Origin of the sequence: Bradyrhizobium sp. 137, assembly GCF_023074095.1 — a bacterium.
Classification (GTDB): domain Bacteria; phylum Pseudomonadota; class Alphaproteobacteria; order Rhizobiales; family Xanthobacteraceae; genus Bradyrhizobium.
Map to the genome: position 1 here is coordinate 39,041 of NZ_JADPKU010000119.1, position 21,079 is coordinate 60,119.

Sequence of the window (21,079 nt, forward strand, 5' to 3'; positions counted from 1 at the left end):
CTGATACAGCGGCGGATTACTGGCTGCGCTCGTGGCCGACCTCACCGGTGATGACGTCACCGAACAGCTCCCACGCCTGCCCGTTGAAGCGCATCAGCTGCATCTGCTCGATCGGGAAATAATCGTCGGGCGAGGTGTTGACCATGATGCCCGGCAGCATCAGGTCAGTGTGGAAATCCTTCAGGTTCGCAGCCTGCTTCATCACGTTCTCGCGGGTGAGATGGTCGCCGCACTGCTTCAGGACCTGGACCATCGCTTCGGCCTGGACGTAGCCATAGACATTGTTGGCGTTAGTCTTGTCGCCATCGGGATAATATTTGTCCATGAACGCGCGCCATTTCACCACAGCCGGATCCTTGTCCCAGGTCGGATCGGTCGGGTCTTTCAGATAGACTGTCGAGATGATGTCCTTGGAATAGTCCAGCCCGGCCGGCTTGAGCACCGAGGCAACCGAGGTCGCGGTGTTGGCCAGGAAGAACTTTGGCTTCCAGCCGAGTTCACCCACCTTCCGGATTGCCTGCGCCGACCCTTTTGGCGCGGCCCATGAGAAGAATATGTCCGCACCGGAATCGTGAAGAGCAACGATCTGCGAGTCGATCGAGGGATCGCTGACTTCATAGGATTTGTCCGCGATGATCATGCTGGCCTTGTCGCCAAGCCCGTCCTTCAGTCCCTTGAACTGGTCCTTGCCGGCATCGTCGTTCTGCCAGAACACCGCGATCTTACTGTCGGGGAAATGATCGCGGATGTACTTTGCATAGATCCGCCCCTCGCTCTGATAGTTGGGCTGGAAGCCCATGGTCCAGGGGAAATTTTTGGGATCGCCGAACTTGGTGCCACCGGAGGCCACGAAGAGCTGCGGCACTTTCTTGGCGTTCATGTATTTCATGATCGCGGAGTTCGAGGGCGTGCCGAGCGACTGGAAGATCAAGAGAACTCGTCGCTCTCGACGAGCTTGCGCGCCTGTTCGATCGCCTTCGGGGGCGAATAGGCGTCATCATAGCTGATGAAGTTGATCCTTCGCCCGTTGATGCCGCCTTGATCGTTGATCATCCTGAAAAAGGCGGCCTCGGTCTTGCCGATCACGCCATAGGAGGACGCCGGCCCGCTATAGGGCATGATGTTGCCGATCTTGATTTCGGTGTCGCTGGCGCCGGGGTCGTATTTTTTCTGCGCCGAGGCCGGTGTCGTGGCGAGCACTCCGGCAGCAAGCATGGCGAGGGCAGCAAGGTTGGTGCGACGACCCGGCATCGTTCTCTCCCCTGTATTTTTGTAGTCTTGTTATGCAGGGAGTGTCGCAAGGCGCCCTGCCGCTGGCAAGCGCCGGGATTTTCCGCAAGATGAAACGATAGAGCGGGAACTTACGCGCCGCGGCGCAGCAGGCCGGGCACGCGTCCGTCGATCACCAGCAATGCGCTGCCGATGACGATGGCGCCGGCGATCTCGCGCGTGGAGATCGGCTCACCCAGCACCAGCCATCCCAGAAGGATCGCGGTGACGGGAATGAGCAGCGTCACCAGCATGACATTGCTCGCGCCCGAGCGCCGCACGATCTGAAAGAAGACGATGTAGGCGAGCGCCGTTGAAAGCGCGGCAAGACCAAGCACGGCGAGGCAGGTCGTCGGGCTCGGTAGCGGTAGCTGCCAGGGCCGCTCCACCGCGCCGGCGACGACCGCCATCATCACGGTGGATGCCATCAGTTGAAATGTCGCCGTTCCAAGCGGGTGCGTGTCCTTCAGCAACCGCCGCGCCGCGAGCGCCGCAAGACCATAGCTGAAGGCGCCGCCGAGGCAGAGCAGGATACCGAGTCCCGGCCCCGGCGTTGTCTCGAAACCCCCTCCGCGCAGGACGATCACGCCGGCAAGCCCCAGCGCCACCCCGACAATACGACGCATCTGCAAGGCCTCGTCGCCGGCCGCCGCCATCACCACCACAGTGAACAGCGGCGTGGTCGCGTTCAGGATCGACGCCAGGCCGCTCGGAATGAAAGTCTGGCCGATCACAATGAGCGAGAACGGAATCACGTTGTTGAGCAGCCCGATCGCGACGAACGGTCTCCATCCCATCGTGCCCGAGGGGAAGCCGATCCCCTGCATACGGAGCAACGGTAGGAGAATGGCCGCGCCAAGCGCGACGCGCAGGAACACCAGCGTCAGCGGCGGCAATTCCCGTAAGCCCGCGCTGTTGAAGAAGAACGAGCCACCCCAGAGCACCGAGAGCACGGCGAGCAGCGACCAGTCGCGCGCATCGATGCGGTTGTCGTTCCGGGACATGGCGTCTCAGCTTGGCGGCGAGCCTATTCCCTAGAACGGTGCGGTGGACAGTGCCACCCGATTTCCGACGAAGCCATGGTTTACAAAACCGGCGCTCGGAATGAATGGAGCTGCCAAGGTGGCCCCATGTTGGGTGCACTTGGCTAGGAGGATGTCTTCGGCCGCGACACCAGTTCGATCATCCTGCCTTCATCATCGTCGGGCATCGTCGCTTTCGCCTGCGCGTAGGCCTCGACGGCGGCGCGCGCGACCAGCGGCTTGCTGGCCAGCAGGCTCTCCGCCAAATTCACGGCATAAGCGGCATCCTTGTGCCGCAGCGCCGACGTGAAGGTCGCACCGCTGAAATCGCGGGCAACCATGCGCTTGGAGTGGCGCTGCACCTGCGGGCTTGCCGCGACGCCTGACAGAATCGACTCCAGCACCAGATTCATGTCGAGTCCGGCCTGCTCGGCGATGGCAAGGCCCTCGGCGAGGCCGGCGATCTGGATCGCGCCCATCAGATTGTTGATGAGCTTGTAGACCGTCCCGGTGCCGACCGCACCGAAATGGCGGATGGTCGAGCCGATTGGGTCGAGATAAGGCCGCGCGCGAGCGAGATCGGCCGGATCGGCGCCAGCCAAGAGTGTCAGCTTCCCGGCTGCGGCCGCATCGGGCAATCCGGTCACGGGGCAGTCGATGTAGATGAGGCCGCGCGCATTCAGCTCGCGGCCCATCTCGCGGGCATGGTCATAGGAGACGGTCGAGCATTCGATCGCGATGGTGCCTGCCTTCGCGGTCTTGGCAGCACCCTTGGGCCCAAGCCAGACCGCACGCGAGGCCTCGTCATCGGCAACCATGGTCACGACGGCGTCGGCATCGATCGCGGCGTCCTCAGGGGACGTTGCCCAATGGGCGCCACGCGCGATCAGGTATTCGGCCTTGGACTTGGTACGATTCCACAACGTCACCGTGAAGCCGGCATCGAGATAGCGCCCGGCCATGCCATGGCCCATCCGTCCAAGCCCGATGAAGGCGACGCGGGGCATGATCAGTCCACGTCCTCGATCTCGCCGGTGGTGGTGCCGAAGGCGCGCTGCGCCAGGGTCGCCGCCATGAACTCGTCGAGCTCGCCGTTCAGCACGCCCGAGGTGTCGGAGGTCTGCACACCCGTGCGCAGATCCTTCACCATCTGATAGGGCTGCAGCACGTAGGAGCGGATCTGGTGGCCCCAGCCAATGTCAGTCTTGGCGGCCTGGTCGGCGGCGGCCTTCTCCTCGCGCTTCTTCAGCTCGATCTCGTAGAGGCGCGCACGCAGCATGTCCCAGGCCTGCGCCCGGTTCTTGTGCTGGGAGCGACCGGCCTGACAGACCACCGCGACACCGGTCGGAATATGCGTCAGGCGCACCGCGGATTCGGTCTTGTTGACGTGCTGACCGCCGGCGCCCCCCGAACGCATTGTGTCGGTGCGGACGTCCGATTCCTTGACGTCGATCTTGATGCTGTCGTCGATGACGGGGAACACCTGCACGCTCGAGAACGAGGTGTGCCGCCGCGCGTTGGAATCGAAAGGCGAGATGCGCACCAGGCGATGCACGCCAGCCTCGGTCTTCAGCCAGCCATAGGCGTTGTGGCCGGAGACCTGAATGGTCGCGGATTTGATGCCGGCCTCTTCACCCTCGGATTCTTCCAGCACCTCGACCTTGAAGCCGTGGGTTTCGGCCCAGCGCGTGTACATGCGCAAGAGCATCTGCGCCCAGTCCTGGCTCTCGGTGCCGCCGGCGCCGGCATGGACTTCGAGATAGGAATCGAAGCGGTCGGCCTCGCCCGACAGCAGCGCCTCGAGCTCGCGCCGCGCCACTTCCTTCTTCAGGTTCTTCAGCGCGGCTTCGGCCTCGGCGACCACGCCGTCATCGCCCTCGGCCTCGCCGAGCTCGATCATGCCGATATCGTCTTCGAGCTCCTGCTCGACCTTGCCGATGCCCGACAACGCATCCTCGAGCGAGGTGCGCTCCTGCATCAGCTTCTGGGCTTTCTGGGGATCGTTCCAGAGGTTGGGATCTTCTGCGAGCTTGTTCAGCTCAGCGAGGCGCGCCGTCGATTTCTCGACGTCAAAGATGCCTCCTCAGCAGCCCGACTGACTGCTTGATCTCTTCTACCAACCGCTCGATTTCGGCGCGCATATCGCTCTCTGATGTCGCGGAATTGTTCCGCTTACGATTGCAACGGGATGTAGCGGCGGCGGCGCCAAAGCGCAACCGCCCACCATCAAACGTCGGCGTTATCAGCTAATACAGCCCACCGGTGCCCGGCCGCATGAAGAAGCCGGAATCCGGCTGCTGCTGCTGCGACGCCGGCATGCGCCCATCGGCGTCAGCAACGCCGATGACTGCGTAGTTGTCCGGCGGCGCCGTGCCCGGCTTGAAGGCTTCGAGGATGGTTCCGCCAGTCTCGCCCGGGCCGGCGCGCATGCCGGTCTTGGCCGCGACGCGCACGAGCTTGATGCCGGCCGGCACCTTGAACGGAACGGCGGGCTTGTCGGCGAGCGCGAGCTTGAGGAAATCGCGTGCTATGGGAGCTGCCAGATGGCCGCCCGTTGCGGCATTGCCCTTACCCAGCGGACGCGGCTTGTCGTAGCCCATGTAGATGGCGACGGCGACGTCGGGCGAGAAGCCGACGAACCAGGCGTCCTTGGCCTCGTTGGTGGTGCCGGTCTTGCCTGCGATCGGCTTGCCGACTTCCTTGACCACGGTCGCGGTACCGGCCTGAACCACGCCTTCCATCAGCTCGGTGATCTGATAGGCGGTCATGGAGTCCAGCACCTGCTCGCGGCGGTCGATCAGCTGCGGCTCGGGCTGGTTCTTCCAGCCGCCCGGCGCGTCGCAACCGCGGCATTCGCGCTGGTCGTGCTTGAAGATGGTGTGGCCGTAGCGGTCCTGGATGCGGTCGATCAAAGTCGGCTTCACCCGGCGGCCGCCATTGGCGAGCATCGAGTACGCCGTGACCATGCGCATCGCCGTCGTTTCGCCGGCGCCGAGCGCGTAGGACAGATAGTTCGGCAGCTCGTCATAGACGCCGAAGCGGCGGGCATATTCACCGATCAGGGGCATGCCGATGTCCTGCGCGAGGCGCACCGTCACGGTGTTCAGCGACTGCCGCAGCGCGTTGCGCAGCGTCACCGGCCCCTGGAACTTGCCCGAGGAGAAGTTTTCAGGCCGCCACACGCCGGCGCCCTGGCCCTGGTCGATTTCGATCGGCGCATCGAGCACCACGGTCGACGGCGTATAGCCGTTGTCGAGGGCGGCCGAATAGACGATCGGTTTGAACGACGAACCCGGCTGTCGATAGGCCTGCGTGGCGCGATTGAACTGGCTCTGATCGAACGAGAAGCCGCCGACCATCGCGAGCACACGGCCGGTCCAGGGGTCCATCACCACCATCGCGCCCGACACTTCTGGGATCTGGCGCAGCCGGTACTGGCCTTCGACGGGCTGGCCGTCCTTGTAGAGCGGATCGGCATAAATGACGTCGCCGGGCTGGAGCACATGCGACACCGCCGTCGGCGTCTTGCCCTTTGTGCCGCCCTGCACGGCCCGCGCCCAGCGAACGCCGTCGAGTGTGACGAGGCCGGTCTCGCGCTGCTTGCTCACGGCGCCGCCGAGTTCACGGCTCGGCTGGAAGCCGATGCGCGCCGACTGGTCGCTGGTCTCCAGCACCACCGCCATACGCCATGGCGAGATGTCGGAGAGCGACTTGATCTCGGCAAGCTTCACGCCCCAGTCGCCCGAAATATCGAGCTTGCTCATGGCGCCGCGATAGCCCTGCTGCTCGTCATAGTTCACGAGGCCGGCGACCATGGTCTTGCGCGCCATGACCTGAATCTTGGGATCGAGCGTGGTGCGGACAGAGAGACCGCCCTCATACAGCTTCTTCTCGCCATAGCGTTCGAAGATATCGCGGCGGACTTCCTCCGCGAAATATTCGCCGGCGAACGTGTGGGCGCCATTGGACCGGCTGGTGACGGCCAGCGGCTCCTTGCGCGCCTTCTCGGCGTCGGCCTGCTTGATCCAGCCGTTCTCCAGCAGACGGTCGACCACGTAGTTGCGGCGCTCGACGGCACGGTCGCGGTTGCGCACCGGATGCAGGGTCGCGGGCATCTTCGGCAGTGCCGCCAGATAGGAGGCTTCCGCAACGGTGAGCTCGTTCACCGATTTGTCGAAATAGACGAGCGACGCCGCCGCGATGCCGTAGGCGCCAAGGCCGAGATAAATTTCGTTCAGATACAGTTCGAGGATCTTGTCCTTCGAGTAAGTCTTCTCGATGCGCATCGCCAGCAAGGCTTCCTTGATCTTGCGGGCGAAGGAGACCTCATTGGTCAGAAGGAAGTTCTTGGCGACCTGCTGGGTGATGGTGGAGGCGCCCTGCGGACGCCGGTTCGAGCCGTAGTTCTGGATGTAGACCAGACCTGCGCGCGCCATGCCGGTGTAGTCGATGCCGCCATGCTCGTAGAAATTCTTGTCCTCGGCTGCCAGGAACGCGTTGATCACGAGCTTCGGCACCGCCTGGATCGGCAGATACAGCCGTCGCTCCTTGGCGTATTCGCCGAGCAGCGAACCGTCGACCGCGTGCACGCGTGTCATCACCGGCGGTTCGTAATCCTGAAGCTGAGAATAGTCCGGCAAGTCCTTGGAGAAATGCCAGATCAGGCCTGCCACGGCCCCTACACCGACAAGGAACACCACTGTTCCCGCGGCGAACAGGAAGCCCATGAACCGCACCAGCAAGCGCATTATGTGTTTATCCGTTCAAATTCTGGATCAGCCCAGTATCAGTGCCCTTGGCACCCCAAACAGGGGCCAACCTTACGTCGCGCATTCACCGGCTTACGCAATCACATCAGTGCCGGATTTTAGACGCTTGCCGAGCGGGATTCTCTCCGATTCCGGAACCCCCTACGGCATTTTTATAAAGCGCCCGCTGTGGCCAAACTAGGGCTTTTGCGGCGAGACGGAAAAACCCTTTCAATTCGAAGATCCGGCCGTGGCCATCCGCTTTGTCAAAAACCCGTCGATCGCCTGCGCCATGGAGCCCACGGCGCGGGACCGCCACCCCTCGGAGACCAGGTGCTCAAGGTCCCCCTTATTGGAGACATACCCGATCTCGACCAGCACCGAGGGCACGTCGGGCGCCTTCAGCACCCGGAAGCCCGCGGATTTCAGAGGATGCTTGTGCATCCGCACCGTCGACTTCATTTCCCCCATCAGGAGACGGGCAAAACGGTTTGAAAAGGTGCGAGTTTCGCGCTGGGTGAGGTCGATCAGGATGTCGGCGACGTCGGTCGGCTCCTCCGCGAGGTTGAAGCCGGCGATCGCGTCGGCCCGGTTCTCGGCGTCCGCGAGCCGCTGGGCCTCGGCGTCGGACGCCTTGTCTGAGAGCGTGTAGATGGTCGCGCCTTGCGCGTCACCCTCGGCACGAGGCAGCGCATCGGCATGAATGGAGACGAACAAGGCGGCCTTGAGATTGCGGGCGATCTTGGTCCGGTCATTGAGGGGAATGAAAGTATCGTCGTCCCGCGTCATGACCACGCGATATTTGCCGGCCTTTTCCAGCCGGTCGCGTAGTGCAAGGCCGAACGCGAGCACCAGGTTCTTTTCGCTCTCGCCACTCGACTGCGTGCCATTGTCGATGCCGCCATGGCCGGGATCGATCACGACCACCGGACGGCCATCGGCCTTCTGCTGTGCGGCATCCGGAGTTGCCGTAGCGGGAACCGCGGCAGGCGGCGCTTCGGCGATCGCGGGCCGCAGCTCGGGTCGGTGTTCGGGCGCGGGTGACGGCACGAAGGCGGCCCGGTCAACCTCCTCCAGTTCGACCACGAGCCGGGCCGGCTGGCCGTTGGCTGCGTCGACCACGTACGAATTGGTGATCTTCGCCGGTCCGGTCAGATCGAACACGATTCGCGAGCCGCCCGGCATGACGAGCCCATAGCGGAAGGCCTTGACCAGCCCCCGGCCCCCGCTGCCGGTACCGGCGGGCAGCTGAAAATTGACTTGCGGCACGTCCACCACGACGCGGTAGGGGTCGGCGAGCGTCACGGCACGGAAGGTAACGGTCTGGTCGATGTCGAGGATGAAGCGGGTCTGCTTCCCGTCGCCGGCCAGACGGGCGGCCGAGGCGATTGGAAAATTCGCCACCGCAACAGAGGGTTGCGGCTGGCTTTCCGCTGCGCTCAGGCGGGAGGAATCAGCACATGGCAATGCCGCGGCGCACAGCAGCACGCATCCCAGCAAAACCCTTTGATTTGTGCGGCTCGCCACCGATTCCGTGCCTCCGAGCAGCCCTTTTAACGCAATAGAACCACAGGGTTAAACGATGCTTAATGACGGATGCGCGAAACTCGCTGACTGTGACCGCCGTGCGACGCTCCCTTGCACGGATGGCTCATTCCTCGTATGTACGGACTGCTGACGGCCGATATTTCCGGTTGTGTCGCATTCAGCCTCCCGGTGCAGCGCCGGAACTCTCAACGTTTGGGAATTCCAGCGTTTTCCGTTCCCCTCCAAGACCAGCGCGGTGCGCGGCAACGAGAGGGAGCGGGTCAAGCTCCGGCGGCGGACGGTCCTGGGTTACCACTCACGTCACCCGGGCGGTTCTGACAGCGACGTGACCCATTACCCGAGCCCTTGATCCCAAGGGAGCGGTTCGTGATCCCAAGGCGAGCGCGCTCGCGCCATGCCTGGCCAGCAGCAACTGATTGAGGGGCGGCCTCGCCGCCCAATGTTTCATACGGGCCGACGCTTGATGCGCCAGACTGTGCCGACGAACTCTGAAGGACCATTCGCGACGCTGCGGATTGAAAATCCCGCGCGCCGCATTGGTCCTGAAGCTTCCGGTTCGGCAAGGCGAAAGAGACGGCGTTTCGGCCTTCCCCTCACCCCCGAATCAGGTGGACCGTCGCGTCACCCGGCGGCGCGATACGCGCCCACGGTGAATCGCGCCCGCCGCCGCCAAGAGTTAAGACATGCCCAACAAGATGTTGATCGATGCCACCCACCCGGAAGAGACCCGGGTCGTCGTGGTCCGCGGCAATCGCGTCGAAGAGTTTGACTTCGAGACCGCACAACGCAAGCAACTGCGCGGGAATATCTACCTCGCCAAGGTCACCCGGGTCGAACCCTCGCTTCAGGCCGCTTTCGTCGAATATGGCGGCAACCGCCACGGCTTCCTCGCCTTCAGCGAAATCCATCCTGATTACTACCAGATCCCGGTCGCCGACCGGCAGGCGCTGATCGAGGCCGAGGAACAGGCCCATCGCGAGGCCGAGGAAGAGAGCGAGAACCGCTCCCATGGCCGCCGCCGTTCGCGCCACCGCAACGCCCGCCGCCGCGGTCATGGCGAACGCGTCCGCAGCGACATCGTCGAAGGCCTCGATGCCGGCGGCGATCCCGCGGCCCAGCCGGTCGAGGGCGAGCTCCAGCCGGCGCTGAGCGAGGGCGCCTCGCACGAAGGCGAGCACCTGCACACCGATGCCGAGTATCACGAGCACGACCGCCACGATCATCACGAACACGGTCATGGCGATCATGATCACGCCGATCATCATGCCCATGATGACGATCACCATCACGCCCACGATCATGACGATCATGGTCATCACGGTGAGCACGATCATCACGACCATGATCATACCGAGGCGACGCCCGCGCCTGTCGCGGCCGTCGGCGTCGAGCCCGTAGTTGCGGCCGAGACCGGTGCCGAGCCGCAGGAGGCCGTCGCCTTCGAGGTGCACGCGGAGGCTCTGGCCGAGACCGTGACCTCTACTGCCGAGCCGGCCGATGCCGTTTACGCCGCCGGCGAGAGCGTCGAGGCGCCGCACGCCGAGGCCCCAGAAGCAGCCGGCGAAGACGACGAGGACGAGGACGAGGACGAAGAAGCCGAAGAGGAAGTCGTCGAATCCGTCGGCGGCGACGACGTGCTGGAGGAAGTGCCGGAGCGCACCTTCCGTCCGCGCCGCCAGTACAAGATCCAGGAAGTCATCAAGCGCCGTCAGGTGATGCTGGTGCAGGTCGTCAAGGAAGAGCGCGGCAACAAGGGGGCGGCGCTGACGACCTATCTGTCGCTCGCCGGCCGCTATGCCGTCTTGATGCCCAACACCGCGCGCGGCGGCGGCATCAGCCGCAAGATCACCAGCGCGCAGGATCGCTCCCGTCTGAAGGAAGTGGTGCAGGATCTCGACGTGCCCGAGGGCATGGGCATCATCCTGCGCACCGCCGGCGCCGCCCGCACTAAGCCCGAGATCAAGCGCGACTTCGAATATCTGATCCGGATGTGGGAGACCGTGCGCGACCTGACGCTGAAGTCGCAGGCCCCGACCCTCGTCTACGAGGAAGGCTCGCTGATCAAGCGCTCGCTGCGCGACCTCTACAACAAGGAGATCGACGAGATCCAGGTGGCCGGTGAGGCCGGCTACCGGGAAGCGCGCGACTTCATGAAGATGTTGATGCCCGCCAATGTCAGCGCGGTGAAGCAGTATCGCGACGGCCAGCCGCTGTTCTCGCGGATGGGCGTCGAAAGCCAGCTGGATGCGATGTTCTCGCCGACCGTGCAGCTTCGCTCCGGCGGCTACATTGTCATCAACCAGACGGAAGCGCTGGTCTCGATCGACGTCAACTCGGGCCGCTCGACCCGCGAGCACCATATCGAGGACACCGCGCTCAAGACCAATCTGGAAGCGGCCGAAGAGGTCGCACGCCAGCTCCGCCTGCGCGACCTCGCCGGCCTGATCGTCATCGACTTCATCGACATGGACGAGAAGCGCAACAACCGCGCGGTCGAACGCAAGCTGTCCGATTGCCTGCGGCAGGATCGCGCGCGCATCCAGGTCGGCCGCATTTCGCATTTCGGCCTGCTGGAAATGTCGCGCCAGCGCATTCGCGCCAGCGTGCTGGAGAGTTCGACCGATCCGTGCCCGCATTGCGGCGGCACCGGCCATGTCCGCTCGGTCTCCTCGGTGGCGCTCCAGTTGCTGCGCGGCCTCGAAGAGATCCTGATGAAGGGCGCGACCCACAATCTCGTGGTCCGCACCCGCACCGACGTGGCGCTCTACGTGCTGAACCACAAGCGCGGTCATCTGCGCGACCTCGAGAACGGCTTCAAGGTCACGCTGTCGGTCATCGCCGATCCCAGCGTCAGCGGACCTCAGGCTTATGTGATCGACCGCGGCGAGCAGGTGCATACGCTGGAAGCTGCCAAGGCGCTGCTGGCGGCGCAGGCGGCTGCAAGTCCGCCGCCCATGGTCGAAGAGGCCTATGAGGACGAGGAGTTCGATCCGGAGCTGGAATCCGAGATCGAGACCGAGGAGACCGAAGGTCTCAGCGAGGAACAAGCTGCCGGCGAGGCAGCCGTCGAGCAGGACGGTCAGCGCCGCAAGCGCCGCCGCCGCCGCCGCGGCCGCGGTGGCCAGCGCGACGGCGATTTGCGCGAGGATAGCGCACACACGCTTCCTGAGGCCGCCACGGCAGCCGGCGAAGGCGAAGAGGACTCCGAGTCCGAGCAGGACGGCGAGGAAGGAGAGGAACAGGTGGCCCGCGGCGAGCAGCAGGGTAGCGGCGATCGCCGCCGCCGGCGTGGTCGCCGTGGCGGACGCCGTCGTCGCGGTGGCAACGAGGAAGGTCTCGCCGGCTCCATCGGCGACGAGCTCGCAGCCAACGCGCCGCCGGAAGCAACCGACGCCGTCGCCGATTTCGATGGCTTCAGCAACGAGGCCGCGCCTTCGATCGCAGAGCCTGAACACAGGGCCGAACCGCAGGCGGCGGAGCCTGCATCGCGCGCCGACGCGCAGAGCGAGGTACCAGCCGAGCCCGCTCCCGCAGCGACGACCGCAGCGCCGGTCGAAGAGCCCGCCGACGACAAGGCCGCGCGACGCCGCTCCACCGTCCGGGAAAAGGTCAGCTTCCTGCTGAACAGCCAGCCCGAGCCCGTAACACCGGTTGCGCAGGCGACCGAACCGGTTGCTGCGCCCGTCCCAGCAGCTGAGCCCGCACCGCAAGCCGCAAACGAAACTCGGGCCGCCCCGCGCCGTGCCGGCTGGTGGTCGCGCCGCTTCGGTGGCGGCGAATAAAGCCGAGCATCCAATGCAAAACGCCCGGCACAGCCGGGCGTTTTTGTTTCGATGCGCTCCTATGCGCGCTGATCACCTGCCCGGGCCGTTTCCGATATGCTAGATCGCTTTCGTCATTTTGAATGGGAATGGCGTTGTCAAAGCTTTGCGATTCCAGTGCTCGCGCCAATCAGAGCTTCTTCGAAACGACCGACGTGACCGATCCGGCGCGGCTCGCCGCGGCGCCGCCGCTGTCGGCCGCACCAGGGTTCCTCGCCTGGGACTGACCCGACCTCGCCCACAACCAGCCTGACAGGAGAAATCTGCCAATGCAAAGCGCGATCGTTCTCGGCGGCGGCATGATCGGCGTCAGCGCGGCGCTGCACCTGCGGCAGCGCGGCTGGTCCGTCACGCTGGTCGACCGCAGGGAGCCGGGCCGCGAGACCAGCTACGGCAATGCGGGGATGATCCAGGCGGAAGCGGTCCGCCCCTACCCGATGCCGCGCGACCTCGCCACGCTGCTGAAGATCGCGACCGGCCGCACCAATGACGTGCGCTACAGCCTGTCGTCGCTTCATCTCCATATCGAGCCCCTGCTCCGCTATTGGTGGCATTCGGCGCCGAAGCGGCATCGCGAGGCGATCGAGGCCTGGGCCCGGCTGATCGCCTATGCGACGGCTGAGCACGACATCCTCATTCGCGAAGCCCACGCTGACAATCTCATCCGCCGCGCCGGCTATCGCATGCTGCATCGCGACCCTGCGTCATTCGATCTCGCGATCAAGACCGCAGAGGAAGACCAGCGCGAGTTCGGCGTGAATTTCCGCGTGCTCTCCGGCAGCGAGCTTGCCAAGGCCGAGCCGATCCTGCGCGACGATCTCCCCGGCGCGATCCATTGGCTCGACACCTGGACCGTGTCCGATCCAGGTGCCCTCGTCACGGCCTATGCCGAGCTGTTCGAGCGCCTCGGCGGCACCGTTGTGCTCGGTGACGCCCAGAGCCTGCGGCAAACCGCAACCGGCTGGTCCGTCGATACGGACCAGGGACGTCTCGACGCGGCCCACGCCGTCGTGACGCTCGGCCCGTGGTCACCCGATCTGTTGCACAAGTTCGGCTATCGCATTCCGCTGGTCCGCAAGCGCGGCTACCACATGCACTACAGCGGCGGCGCCTCGCTCGACCTGCCCCTCGTCGACAAGGGCGGCGGCTACGCCATGGGCCCGATGGCCAAGGGCATCCGCATCACCACCGGCGCGGAATTGACCGGCATGGACGCGCTGGCAACCCCGGTGCAGCTCGCCAGCGCCGAAGCCTCCGCGCGCGAGCTGATCGATCTCGGCAAGCGGGTCGAGCCGGATCCGTGGTTCGGCACGCGCCCCTGCACGCCCGACATGCTCCCGGTGCTTGGGCAAGCTCCGCGACATCCGGGCCTCTGGATGAATTTCGGCCACGGCCACCAGGGCTTTACGCTGGGTCCCGCGACAGGACGCCTGCTCGCCGAAATCATGAGCGGCGAGACGCCGGCGATCGATCCGGCGCCCTACCGGCCAGAGCGGTTCTAGCTGTCGACGGGCGCCTTACTCGGATGCGCCGAAAGGAAAAGGGCTGACCGAGGAGTCTCGACCAGCCCTACGACTTCGAAGCCCGGCGGCGCGTCGCGCAGATCAGTCCGTCGTGATCGCCGTCTCCATGTCGGTCGGATCGATCTGCTTGGAGAGGTTGGCGTTGAGCTTGTCGCGATCGAGCTCACCCTCCCACCAGGCGACGACCACGCAGGCAACGCCGTTGCCGCACAGATTGGTCAGCGCGCGGCACTCGCTCATGAACTTGTCGATGCCGAGCACGATCGCCATGCCCGGGACGAGCCGCGGATCGACCACGGCGAGCGTCGCCGCGAGCGTGATGAAGCCCGCGCCGGTGATGCCGGAGGCGCCCTTCGAGGTCAGCATGGCCACGACGAGGATCGTGAGCTGCTGACTGAAGGAGAGATCGTAACCGAGCGCCTGCGCAATGAAGAGCGTTGCCAGCGTCATGTAGATGTTGGTGCCGTCGAGATTGAACGAGTAGCCGGTGGGCACCACGAGGCCGACCACCGACTTGGAGCAGCCGAGCCGCTCCAGCTTCTCCATCAGCGACGGCAGCGCGCTTTCCGACGACGAGGTGCCGAGCACGATCAGCAGTTCGTCCTTGATGTAGGCTAGGAACTTGAAGATCGAGAACCCCGCCATACGGGCGATGATGCCGAGCACGACGAACACGAACAGCGCCGCGGTGAGGTAGAACGTGGCGATCAGCCCGACCAGGTTGAGGATGGCGCCAGTGCCGAACTTGCCGATCGTATAGGCCATCGCGCCGAACGCGCCGATCGGTGCTGCACGCATGACGATAGAGATGACGCCGAACACGGCATGCGCGGCATCGTCGATGAAGCTGCGCATGGTATGGCCGCGCTCGCCAAGGCTCATCAAAGCAAAGCCGAACAGCACCGAGAACAGCAGCACCTGGAGGATCTCGCCTTGCGCGAAGGCGCCGACCACGGTGTCGGGAATGATGTGCAGCACGAAGTCGACCGACTTCTGACCGGCGGCCTGCTTAGCGTAATTTGCGACAGCCGCCTCGTTTGCTGCGCCACTGCCGAAGCCCGCGCCGGGCTTCACCAAGTTGCCGATGACGAGTCCGATCACCAGCGCGAAGGTCGAGACGATTTCGAAATAGACCAGCGCCTTGACGCCGATGCGCCCGACCTTCTTGGCATCCTGGATGTGGGCGATGCCCGAGACGACGGTACAGAAGATGATCGGAGCGATCACCATCTTGATCAGCTTGATGAAGCCGTCGCCGAGCGCCTTGATCCACTCGTTGGTGGCGAGCGATGGCCACAACCAGCCGACGATGGCGCCGAGCACGATCGCGATCAGCACCTGAACATAGAGAACTTTGTACCACGGCTTGGCCGCAGGCGGCGCGACCGGCGCCTCCGCGATCGTTGTCGTCGTCATCGTTTCACTCCCCCTCAAACTATCGGACCAGCCAAGATCAACTTGGCCGGCCCTGTCAATTGGAACTGGTCATTGCTGCGCGTATTACCCGCGGCGATCGACGATCCGGCGCGCAGCCGGCATCAACGCCGCGCCGAGCGCGTTCTTCACCAGCGAAGCCGCAATGAACGGCACAATTCCGACCTGCCAGGCCTTCGCGGCACCGAGGCCGAGGCCGAGGGCCAACCAGCCAAACCCGGCGGCGAGAATGACGATATGGCCAACGGCCATTGCCGCAAATAGCGGGACCACGCTGCGATCCCAGCCGCGCTCGGCGAGCCAGCCGGTCACGAAGGCTGCCAGAACAAAACCGAACAGATAGCCCGCGGTCGGCCCGACCAGCGGAGCGATTCCGGCTACCGGGCCGGCAAATACGGGAAGCCCCAGGGCGCCCTCGGCGAGGTAGGCAATCATGGTTGCGCTGCCAAGGCGCCAGCCATAGGCAGCGCCGATCATCAACACCACCAGCGTTTGCAGCGTCATGGGCACGTAAGGCAGCGGCAGGCTGACCTTGGCTGATAGCGCCATCAATGCGGTGCCGAGCGCAATCAGCACGAAGGCGCGCAAAGCGCCGACGGATTCACCCGGCCGGGTCGGCCACATCAATGCGGCGAGAGGAGAATGCGACGTGGCAGCGGGCGCGGTAGATCGTTCAGACAAGATGAACTCCGGAAGGCTGGTCAAAACTCGCGGCTATTTAAGCCAGTGGGCGATCCGGTCAACTGCCTCCTGCATCTCTTCGGGCGAACGTGCGTAGGAAAAGCGAACGAACGAGCGTCCGTGAATGGGATCGAAATCGAGGCCGGGCGTCGCCGCAACATGGGCCTGCTCCAGCATCTGCTTGGCAAACTCGAAACTGTCGGCGGTGAAGTCGGAGACGTCGGCATAGAGATAAAAGGCGCCGTCGGCCGGCAGGAATCTCGTCAGTCCAGCCTTCGGCAATCCATCGATCAGGATACGCCGGTTTTCCTGATAGCCGTGCTTGATCTCCTCCATCTCGGCCGCGCCGTCGAAGGCGGCCTCCGCCGCGATCTGCGACAGCGACGGCACCGAGATCGAGAGGTTCTGCTGGAGCCGCTCGATCGGCCGCACCAGGATCTCAGGCACGACCATCCAGCCGACGCGCCAGCCCGTCATGCAAAAATACTTCGAGAACGAGTTGATCACGAGCGTGTGCTCCGACAGCGCCGCCGCCGTCACGGCCGGAAACGCATAATCGAGCCCGTGATAGATCTCATCGGAAATGAAGCGGATACCTGCATCCTGCGCGGCTGCGATCAGGCTAGCGAGCGCCTCGCGGTGCATCATGGTCCCGGTCGGATTGGCGGGACTGCCGACCAGCACGCCCTTCAGCGGCGCCTTGCGATGGGCGGCAAGCAGCGCCTCGCCGGTGAGCGCGTGGCGCGTCTCGTTCGTGGTCTCGATCAGCACCGGCTCGCAGCCGAGCGCGGTAAGGATGTGGCGGTAGGGTGGATAGCCCGGCACGGTCACCGCGACGCGATCGCCGGGCTCGAACATCGACAGGAAGGCCAGGATAAATCCGCCCGAGGAGCCGGTCGTCACCACGATCCGCTCGGGGCTGACGTCACAGCCATGGACATCGCGATAATGCCGCGCGATGCGCTCGCGCAGTGAGGGGATGCCGAGTGCGGAGGTGTAGTCGATCCGTCCCGCTTCGAGCGCGGCATGGGCGGCCGCGATCGCGGTCCTGGGCGCGCCGGCCGCGGGCTGACCGACCTCCATGTGGATGACCTGGCCACCTGCGGCCTCGATTCGGGCCGCCGCGGCCATGACGTCCATCACCATGAACGGGGGAACATCGCTGCGGCGGGAGGGCTCGAGCCACTGCGCCAACCGGTTCCTCAATGTCGCATTGTGCATCGATTTCCGCTATTTCGCTGGCAGACCGGCCCGTCCGGTCAGGAAAACGGAGCGCTTGCGCCCCAGACTAGCCGCATTGTACGGCTCATAAGGGGTACGGTTCACAAGGGCATATCGCGTATCCGGTCCGCCGCCAATCGCCAAAAACCAATCACGAAACTGCTTGACCAAGACCGTTGACCCAGACCGATTGATGTTGCTCCAGATCGCATCGGGCAAGAAGGCTTCCGCCCTCACTGCCCTCACCACGGCCGCGGCGATCGCGCTGACGCCGTTCTCGGCTGCGCGTGCGCAGGTCAAGGGGCCGCCGGTCCTACGCGACACCGAAACCGAGCAGCTCCTGCGCGAATATACCCGCCCGATCCTGCGCGTCGCCGGTTTAGAGAAGCACAACATCCAGATGGTGATCATCAACGACGGCTCGTTCAACGCGTTCGTCGCGGACGGCCGCCGCATCTTCGTCAATTGGGGCGCGATCCTCCAGTCGGAGACACCGAACCAGATCATCGGCGTGCTCGCGCACGAGACCGGGCAGCTGGCGGGCGGCCATCTGTCCAAGCTGCGCGAGCAGCTCGCCACGGCCCAGACCCAGATGATCATCGCGATGCTGCTCGGCGCCGGCGCGATCGCAGCCGGCAGCACCCGCAGCTCGAGCGCCGGCAACAACGGCCTTGCCAATGCCGGCGCGGCCGCGATCGCCGGCCCGCAGGAGATGATCCGCCGCACGCTGCTGTCCTATCAGCGCCAGCAGGAGGAGAACGCCGACCGTGCCGGCGTGAAATTCCTCACCGCGACGGGGCAGTCGCCGAAGGGCATGTACGAGACCTTCAAGCGCTTCACCAGCGAGAGCCTGTTCGCCGCGCGCGGCGCCGATCCCTATCTGCAGTCGCATCCGATGCCGGCCGAGCGCGTCGCCTCGCTCCAGGAGTTCGCAAGCTCAAGCCCCTATTGGGACAAGAAGGACGATCCCGCGCTCCAGCTCCGCCATGACATGGTGCGCGCCAAGATCTCGGCGTTCATGGAGCGGCCAGAGACGGTGTACCGCCGCTATCCCCAGACCAACGACAGCATGCCGGCGCGCTATGCCCGTGCCATCAGCACCTATCTGCATGGGGACTTGCGCAGCGCGCTCACCCAGATCGACGCGCTGATCCAGGTCCAGCCGAACAATCCGTATTTCTACGAGGTGCGCGGGCAGGCCTTGCTGGAGAGCGGCAAGCCCGCCGAGGCGATAGCTCCCCTGCGCAAGGCGGTGCAGCTTTCGAACAATGCACCCCTCATCGAGATGTTACTTGGGCAGGCTCTGGTTGGAACCGATAATAAGGCCTACACCGACGACGCCGTTCGGATTCTCCGCGCCGCGGTGGCACGAGAGCCCGAGGCCGCGCTCGGCTATACCCAGCTCGCGATGGCCTATGGGCGAAAGGGAGATTATGCCGAGGCGGATCTCGCGTCGGCGCAGGCCGCCTACTTGCGCGGTGACAACAAGACCGCCCGCGAGCTCGCCACGCGCGCGAAAACCCGTTTCGCTGTCGGCACACCCGGCTGGGTCAAGGCCGACGACATCTTGGCGGCCAAGCCGCCCCGCAACTGACGCAACGCAATCGACGCCCGACACCACGACGTCACGACATCGAGCTTTAGTCCGCCGCGACGTTTTACCGAAACCTGCCTTGGATAAGAGGATTTGCCCATGCCTTCGCTGCGCCTGCTAGCTCCCGCGCTGTTTGCGCTCGCCTTGTTCGGCGCAGCCGCGCCCGCGTCGGCCGACAGCTTCTCCGATGCCCAGCGCACCGACATCGAGGCGATCATCAAGAATTATCTCGTCAGCCATCCCGAGGTGCTCGAGGAGGCCATGGCCGAGCTCGGCAAGCGCCAGGCCGCGGCCGAAACCCAGAAGCGCGAGGCCAGCATCGCGCAGAATGCCGACGCGATCTTCAACTCGCCGCGCCAAGTCGTGCTCGGCAACAAGGACGGCGACGTCGCCTTCGTCGAATTCTTCGACTACAATTGCGGCTATTGCAAACGCGCCATGGGCGACATGCTTGACCTCATGAAGAGCGATCCGAAGCTGAAGGTCGTGCTGAAGGAATTTCCCGTGCTGAGCCAAGGCTCGGTCGAGGCGGCCCAGGTCGCCGTCGCCGTGCGCATGCAAGATCCCTCCGGCAAGAAATATCTCGACTTCCACCAGAGACTGCTCAGCGGTCGCGGCGCGGCGGACAAGGCCCGCGCGATTCAGGCCGCCAAGGAGGCTGGTCTCGACACCGCCAGAATCGAGAAGGACATCGCCAGCCCCGAAGTGCGCGCCACCATCGAGGAGAATTTCAAGCTCGCCGAAGCGATGGGCATGAACGGCACGCCGAGCTACGTGATCGGCAAGCAGATCGTGATCGGCGCCGTCGGGGTCGAAAGCCTCAGGGAAAAGATCGGCATTGCCCGCTGCGGCAAGGCGACTTGTTGAAGAGGCGACTTGCCAATCGCGCCCTTCACAACTCGCACACGGAATAAGGCCGGCTGAAAAGCCGGCCTTTTCCGTGCGCCGAACAGTGGCGCCTTCGTGCAAGGTCATTCATCTGGTATTCAAGAAACAAATGCTGCGGAACAGGCGAAGTTCCGGAACAACTCAAATCTCCTTTCGTTGTCGGCGCGGGCAATGACGCAAAGAACACGTGAGGAGAATTTCGATGTTGAACCGCTTTATGATCTCGGTTGCCGCAGTCGCACTCGTCGCGGGCACCGGTCTGGCGAACGCACAAAACACCACGGGCCGCGATAGCGGCGCTGGTGGCTCGCAGCAGATGCAGCACTCGCAGCCCTCGGGCGGCGCCGCTGAGCGCGGCTCCATGGGCAAGGAGTCCTCTGGCGCCGAGAAGGGAACTGTCGGCCAGGCCGGCGGCTCCAGCATGAAGTCCGATCGAAGCTCTGAGGACAAGTCTTCCGGCGCGATGAAGGACGAGCACTCCGGCGGCGCAATGAACAAGAACGCGGCCGAGGATAAGTCTGGCGCGACCAAGGGCCAGCGCACCGACGAACGCGCGCAGGGCCAGATGGACAAGTCCCAGCAGGACAAGTCCAAGAGCATGAGCCAGGACACGAGCAAGGACTCGACGAAATCCGGCAGCAAGGACCAGAAGGACATGAAGGCTGAGGGCAGCAAGAGCGGCACCTCGACCAACAATGCCGAGAACCGTCCGGGCACCGGCACGAGCACCAATCAGAATGCTCAGGGTCAGACCGGCACCAGCAGCACCCAGAACGCGCAGGGTCAGGCCGGCACCAGCTCGACCCAGAACGCGCAGGGCCAGAGCTCGACCTCGACCACGGTCGGCCAGGCAGGCGCCGCTGCGAAACTCTCGACCGAGCAGCGGACTCAGATCACGTCCGTGATCCGCGAGGAGCGTGTCGCCCCCGTGACGAATGTGAACTTCCAGGTGTCGGTCGGCACCCGCATTCCGCGCGAGGGCATTACGCTGCACGCCCTGCCGTCGCGGGTCGTGACGATCTATCCGGAGTGGCGGACCTATAAGTACGTCCTGGTTCGCGATGAGATCGTGATCATCAATCCGGACACCTACGAGATCGTGGCTGTCCTGAACGTCTAAGACCGGATCACGGCAACCTCAGGGGCGGGCAGCGATGCCCGCCCCTTTGCGTTCGGCCGGCAGCCATGCTTTGGACTGGTTAACAAGCAATTTCCGCAGCTTCCGCACAGGTTTTTGCCCACTGGATGAGGTCCTTGAAGCCAGCGGGGAGGCCCTTCAACTCTTCCCCTCGCCCGCTTTGTTACCTATAACCCCGCCACGCCGAAGCAC

Annotated in this window: 15 protein-coding genes and 1 pseudogene; 6 read left to right on the forward strand and 10 right to left on the reverse strand. The window is 64.5% G+C overall.

All coding sequences use genetic code 11. From position 1 onward, the window contains the following. Positions 1–16: 16 nt before the first annotated feature. The 7 genes and pseudogenes from IVA78_RS29825 to IVA78_RS34685 all read right to left on the reverse strand — a co-directional run bounded on the left by IVA78_RS29825 (position 17) and on the right by IVA78_RS34685 (position 10,038). A pseudogene (locus IVA78_RS29825) lies at positions 17–1,251 on the reverse strand (ABC transporter substrate-binding protein). A 110-nt stretch (positions 1,252–1,361) separates the two neighbouring features. Beyond that, positions 1,362–2,273 (reverse strand): DMT family transporter, encoded by a 912-nt coding sequence (locus tag IVA78_RS29830; protein WP_247449164.1) that lies wholly within the window; start codon positions 2,271–2,273, stop codon positions 1,362–1,364. Positions 2,274–2,416: 143 nt separating this feature from the next. Then, positions 2,417–3,298, reverse strand: a complete 882-nt coding sequence (locus tag IVA78_RS29835) for an NAD(P)-dependent oxidoreductase (protein WP_247277232.1) — start codon at positions 3,296–3,298, stop codon at positions 2,417–2,419. Between the two features lie 2 nt (positions 3,299–3,300). Beyond that, a protein-coding gene (gene prfB / locus IVA78_RS29840) for a peptide chain release factor 2 (protein WP_247469093.1) occupies positions 3,301–4,432 on the reverse strand; the annotation gives its coding sequence in 2 pieces (ribosomal slippage) (positions 3,301–4,362 and positions 4,364–4,432; 1,131 coding nt in all). A gap of 105 nt (positions 4,433–4,537) precedes the next feature. Further along, positions 4,538–7,039: a penicillin-binding protein 1A gene (locus tag IVA78_RS29845; RefSeq protein WP_247277234.1), complete on the reverse strand. Its 2,502-nt coding sequence runs from the start codon at positions 7,037–7,039 to the stop codon at positions 4,538–4,540. Between the two features lie 231 nt (positions 7,040–7,270). After that, positions 7,271–8,566, reverse strand: a complete 1,296-nt coding sequence (locus IVA78_RS29850) for an N-acetylmuramoyl-L-alanine amidase (protein WP_247417655.1) — start codon at positions 8,564–8,566, stop codon at positions 7,271–7,273. Between the two features lie 614 nt (positions 8,567–9,180). Beyond that, a complete protein-coding gene (locus tag IVA78_RS34685) occupies positions 9,181–10,038 on the reverse strand; it encodes a hypothetical protein (RefSeq protein WP_346015569.1) in 858 nt (285 codons plus the stop codon). Here IVA78_RS34685 and IVA78_RS29855 point away from each other — a divergent pair. The 3 genes from IVA78_RS29855 (at position 10,033) to IVA78_RS29865 (ending at position 13,910) form a co-directional block, all read left to right on the forward strand. Then, positions 10,033–12,369, forward strand: a complete 2,337-nt coding sequence (locus tag IVA78_RS29855; protein WP_346015570.1) for a ribonuclease E/G — start codon at positions 10,033–10,035, stop codon at positions 12,367–12,369. The genes IVA78_RS34685 and IVA78_RS29855 overlap by 6 nt on opposite strands. Positions 12,370–12,497: 128 nt before the next feature. Further along, positions 12,498–12,635 carry a hypothetical protein gene (locus IVA78_RS29860; protein WP_247277237.1) on the forward strand — a complete coding sequence of 46 codons (138 nt, stop codon included), beginning with the start codon at positions 12,498–12,500 and terminating at the stop codon, positions 12,633–12,635. Between the two features lie 42 nt (positions 12,636–12,677). Continuing rightward, the gene (locus tag IVA78_RS29865; RefSeq protein ID WP_247297105.1) at positions 12,678–13,910 is read left to right on the forward strand and encodes an FAD-binding oxidoreductase; all 1,233 of its coding nucleotides are present in this window, start codon (positions 12,678–12,680) and stop codon (positions 13,908–13,910) included. Positions 13,911–14,012: 102 nt separating this feature from the next. Here the strand turns inward: IVA78_RS29865 and IVA78_RS29870 are convergent, their stop codons facing one another. From IVA78_RS29870 to IVA78_RS29880, 3 genes are all read right to left on the reverse strand, one after another. After that, entirely contained in the window at positions 14,013–15,347 is a 1,335-nt protein-coding gene (locus tag IVA78_RS29870) for a dicarboxylate/amino acid:cation symporter (protein ID WP_247277239.1), read from the reverse strand. Between the two features lie 84 nt (positions 15,348–15,431). Beyond that, positions 15,432–15,989, reverse strand: coding sequence for a biotin transporter BioY (locus tag IVA78_RS29875; RefSeq protein WP_247277311.1), 558 nt, complete (start codon positions 15,987–15,989; stop codon positions 15,432–15,434). A 90-nt stretch (positions 15,990–16,079) separates the two neighbouring features. Then, positions 16,080–17,267 carry an aminotransferase class I/II-fold pyridoxal phosphate-dependent enzyme gene (locus IVA78_RS29880; protein ID WP_247469094.1) on the reverse strand — a complete coding sequence of 396 codons (1,188 nt, stop codon included), beginning with the start codon at positions 17,265–17,267 and terminating at the stop codon, positions 16,080–16,082. A 193-nt stretch (positions 17,268–17,460) separates the two neighbouring features. Here IVA78_RS29880 and IVA78_RS29885 point away from each other — a divergent pair, with 193 nt between their 5' ends. The 3 genes from IVA78_RS29885 to IVA78_RS29895 all read left to right on the forward strand — a co-directional run bounded on the left by IVA78_RS29885 (position 17,461) and on the right by IVA78_RS29895 (position 20,869). Further along, positions 17,461–18,861 carry a M48 family metalloprotease gene (locus tag IVA78_RS29885; protein WP_247469126.1) on the forward strand — a complete coding sequence of 467 codons (1,401 nt, stop codon included), beginning with the start codon at positions 17,461–17,463 and terminating at the stop codon, positions 18,859–18,861. 99 nt (positions 18,862–18,960) lie between these two features. Continuing rightward, a complete protein-coding gene (locus IVA78_RS29890) occupies positions 18,961–19,728 on the forward strand; it encodes a DsbA family protein (RefSeq protein WP_247277241.1) in 768 nt (255 codons plus the stop codon). A 223-nt stretch (positions 19,729–19,951) separates the two neighbouring features. After that, a complete protein-coding gene (locus IVA78_RS29895; RefSeq protein ID WP_247277242.1) occupies positions 19,952–20,869 on the forward strand; it encodes a DUF1236 domain-containing protein in 918 nt (305 codons plus the stop codon). Positions 20,870–21,079: the final 210 nt, after the last annotated feature.